General features: G+C 66.4%; 3 protein-coding genes. All 3 read right to left on the minus strand.

The window, feature by feature from the left end; translation table 11 throughout:
- Positions 1 to 723 precede the first annotated feature (723 nt).
- The 3 genes from ACCC94_RS28535 to ACCC94_RS28545 all read right to left on the minus strand — a co-directional run bounded on the left by ACCC94_RS28535 (position 724) and on the right by ACCC94_RS28545 (position 3,282).
- The gene (locus ACCC94_RS28535; protein WP_413352954.1) at positions 724 to 1,617 is read right to left on the minus strand and encodes a sterol desaturase family protein; all 894 of its coding nucleotides are present in this window, start codon (positions 1,615 to 1,617) and stop codon (positions 724 to 726) included.
- Between the two features lie 120 nt (positions 1,618 to 1,737).
- Positions 1,738 to 2,106 (minus strand): c-type cytochrome, encoded by a 369-nt coding sequence (locus ACCC94_RS28540; protein WP_413352957.1) that lies wholly within the window; start codon positions 2,104 to 2,106, stop codon positions 1,738 to 1,740.
- Positions 2,107 to 2,154: 48 nt separating this feature from the next.
- On the minus strand, positions 2,155 to 3,282 hold the full coding sequence (locus ACCC94_RS28545) for an MFS transporter (protein ID WP_413352955.1): 1,128 nt from the start codon (positions 3,280 to 3,282) through the stop codon (positions 2,155 to 2,157).
- Positions 3,283 to 3,739 lie beyond the last annotated feature (457 nt).

Genomic DNA, 3,739 nt, shown 5'->3' on the forward strand with positions numbered 1-3,739 from the left:
GCCTCACGCCGGACGCCCCAGGTGCAATGCGTTCGCGAGCAAGCTCGCTCCTACAGCCTGCGTCCGGCTGTGTACCGATGAGTAGGAACAGGCGGAGAACGTGCCGGGTCATGCGCCCTACCTATCCGGTCCTCGGCGTCGCATGCTTTGGAAGCTTTTCGTAGGAGCGAGCTTGCTCGCGAACCGCTTCACGCCGGACACCCCAGGTGCAACGCATTCGCGAGCAAGCTCGCTCCTACAGCCTGCGTCCGGCTGTGTGCCGACGAGGAACAGGCGGATAACCGTGCCGAGTTATGCGCCCTACCTATCCGGTCCTCGGCGTCGCAGGTCGTGGAAGCTTTTCGTAGGAGCGAGCTTGCTCGCGAACCGCTTCACGCCGGACGCCCCAGGTGCAACGCGTTCGCGAGTAAGCTCGCTCCTACAGCCTGCGTTGTGGTGACGAGTAGAGGCTGGCGGATAACCGTGCCGGGTCATGCGCCCTACCTATCCGGTCCTCGGCGTCGCAGGCTGTGGAAGCTTTTCGTAGGAGCGAGCTTGCTCGCGAACCGCCTCACGCCGGACGCCCCAGGTGCAACGCGTTCGCGAGCAAGCTCGCTCCTACAGCCTGCGTCCGGCTGTGTGCCGACGAGGAGGGGCAGGCGGAGAACGTGCGGAGTTATGCGCCCTACAGCTGGAATATCAGCCCTCGCTCCTACGTGCCCTTCCAGTTCTGCCGCCGCATCATCAGCGCCAGCCCACTCCCGCACGCCGCAGCTCGGCCGGCAACGGCACCGGCGGATGCGCCACATCAACGCGACGGAACGGCTCGGCAAGCTGATCGAAGTACGCCACCGGATAGTCGGGTCGGTCACCGATGCCCAGGTCATCCTCCGCCAGCGCATAGTCCGGCAGGTGCAGCGCAGTTCCCAGCAGGCGATCCCAGAAGCTGAAGAACAGCGCGAAATTCACGTCACCCGCCGTGCCGTATTTCAGGTGGTGCAGGCGATGCAGCGGCGCCCAGGCGAACAGGTGGCGCAACGCGCCGATGCGCATGTCCACGTTGCTGTGCTGCAGCAGCAACTGGATGGCGATGGCAAACGCCAGCAGCGCGGCAATCTCCACCGGGATGCCCAGCAACAGCAGCGGCAGCGTGCCTCCCAGCGCCTCCAGCATCTGGTGCAGCGGGTGCTTCATCAGCCCATTGAAACCGTACATCCGCGTGACGCTGTGGTGCACAGCATGCAGGCGCCACAACAGGGCCGAACGGTGGCTGGCGTAGTGCACCAGGGTGATGCCGAGGTCGGCTATCAATAGCGCCGCCAGCAATTGCAGCGCCAGCGGCCAATCCATTGGCCATAGCCCGAAATGCGGCAGCCATGCGGCGATCAGCGGGATGGCGGCGATCCCCACTGCGTTCAGCGTCTCGTTGACCAGCGCATGGATAAGGTCGCGGGCGCCATCGCCGTGGCTCTCGTTCCAGCCCGCTCGATAGGGCCAGAGTCGCTCGGCGAGGAAGGCCAGCAGGATCGCCAGCGGCAACAGCGCCGGCAGGCACAGCAGCGATACGCCTTCACCGACCAGGAACAGGGCCAGGCCGAGGAAGCCGAAGAAGAACGCGGGGGCGTAGAGATGGCGCATGGGGCAGCTCCAGTGCAGGAAGAGCCGCCAGTGTTCCCGCCTTCACCGCACCCGCGCTTGAACAATCCGCGCATTCCAGCCCGGTATGGCGCACGGGTTTTCCACGCACCTGGAGCAGCCTCAGCGACTCCTTGAAATCACACTGAGCATGTACTGGTTCAGATCGCGCAGGTCATCGATGCTCCAGGCATGCGGCGGTATCTTCACGCCGTTCTCGCGCAAGGTCCTGGGAATCAGATTGCCGTTGGGGCGCAGCACCACCGAAGACACGATGACGCCCGGATACTCGCTCAGACGCTTCCTGAAAGCGGGCGTCGTGAGATCGGGCGTGGGCGGGTTGCTCTTGCGCGCCAGCGGCCCTGTCGCCTTGATGTCCGCGCCGTGGCAAACCGCGCAGCGCTGGGTAAAGAGGTTCTTGCCGTTGAGGTTATCCGCGAAGGCTGGCGCCAATTGCGCGAGCGACAGAATCGCGGTCAAACCGATGCACAATGCTTTCACTTGCCTGCTTCCTTGCCTTACGAATCGATCCCGGGTCCCTCAGCGCCGCCAGGCACACCCCAGCGCGCTGAGCGCCAGTATCGCCGCAGCGCCTGCATAAGCCCAGAGCGCCGGCACCTGCGGCAGCAGCACGCCGGCCAGGATCGGCCCGAGCCCCGCGCCGATGTCGCGCCACACCGCGTTGCCCGCCAGTGCCTGGATGCGCGCTTGCGGGTTGCGCTGCGCCACCAGCGTCACCACCAGCGGCAGCTGCAGCGCGCGCAGCACCAGCACGAAAAAGGCGCCAATGAACAGCCAGTAGCTGCCGAACATCAGCAGCGCCAGCGAGGTGGCCAGCGACAGCACGACCAGCATGCGCAACGCGCCGAAGCGATCGGCCAGGCGCCCGCCGAACGGACTGAAGAGCATCTCGCTGAGGTAGCGCACCGCCATCAGCACGCCGGCCACCAGCACGCCGGTGCCGCCCAGGTGGGTCTGCGCATAGAGCGACAGGCCGAAGATGAACAGGCCATCCAGGGTCACGCCTTCGATGAAGGACCAGGTGGAAATGCTGTCCGGCAGGCGCAGCCGGCGACCACTGTTCGAGGGGATGTCGTGCGGCCTGTCGGGCAGCGCGCGGGCGCGCCACAGGCCGCACAGGGCACTGGCGCAGAGGACGAAGAAGATACTGCGCGGGCCCAGTGCCTGGGCCATCACCGCGCCCAGCGGGAGGAACAGCATCGGCCCGATGGAAAGCGTCGCCCGCGAGCGCCCGGCACGCCGCGCGGCACCCTGGGCCTCGGCGGTGGCGAGGGTCTGGGTACTGAGGTTGAACGTGGCGAAGCACAGGCCCCAGACCAGGCGCAGCACCAGCAGCGCGGCGAAGCCGGACAGGGTCGCATTGCCCAGCGCGCAGACCGCCGCCGCGAAGGCGGCAAGGCTGCATGCTGCGCGGTCGCCGTGACGGCCATAGAAGCGCACCACCCAGCCGTAGCCGACGATACGCACCAGCCGGTTGGCCGCCAGCAGGATACCCGCTTCCACCAGGGTCACACCGAAATCCGCCGCGTACATCGGCAGCAGCAGGTACAGCAGCACGTCGCTGGGCAGGCACAGGCTGAGCACCTGGGCGGAGTTGCGTGAATCTCGGTCGGCCCGCTGCAGGGCAGGCGCGGAAGCGGACGACATGACAGCCTCGTGACAACGACGGGGCCCGCAGGATAACCCGCGCCCCGCCCAGCAAGACAAGCCTCAGGCCGGCATTGCGCGGACCTGCACTGCTCGATGCAGCCGAACAGCCGCGAGGTGATCATCCATGCAGTGGTGAACGGCATCGGTACGCCTGGCTCAAGAGAGATGCGACAGGCCCGCTGATCACCCACCGGCTGAACGGCCGCAGGATGGCCTGGAGCGCAGCGATACCCATCACCGCCGTGCGCCCTCAGCCTGGCTATCACTCCGCTCCACCCATCCTACAAGAGCGCCCAGCGGGAACCGCGTCGCTGATTATTCACCGGCTGAACACCCATAGGATGGCGTGGAGCGCAGCGATACCCATCACGCTCGTGCGCCGTCAGCATGGGTGACGCTGCGCGCCACCCTTCCTGCAAACCGGCTTTTCGTAGGAGCGAGCTTGCTCGCGAAC

Origin of the sequence: Pseudomonas sp. Pseusp97 (genome assembly GCF_047304025.1) — a bacterium.
In the GTDB taxonomy this organism is placed as follows: domain Bacteria; phylum Pseudomonadota; class Gammaproteobacteria; order Pseudomonadales; family Pseudomonadaceae; genus Pseudomonas.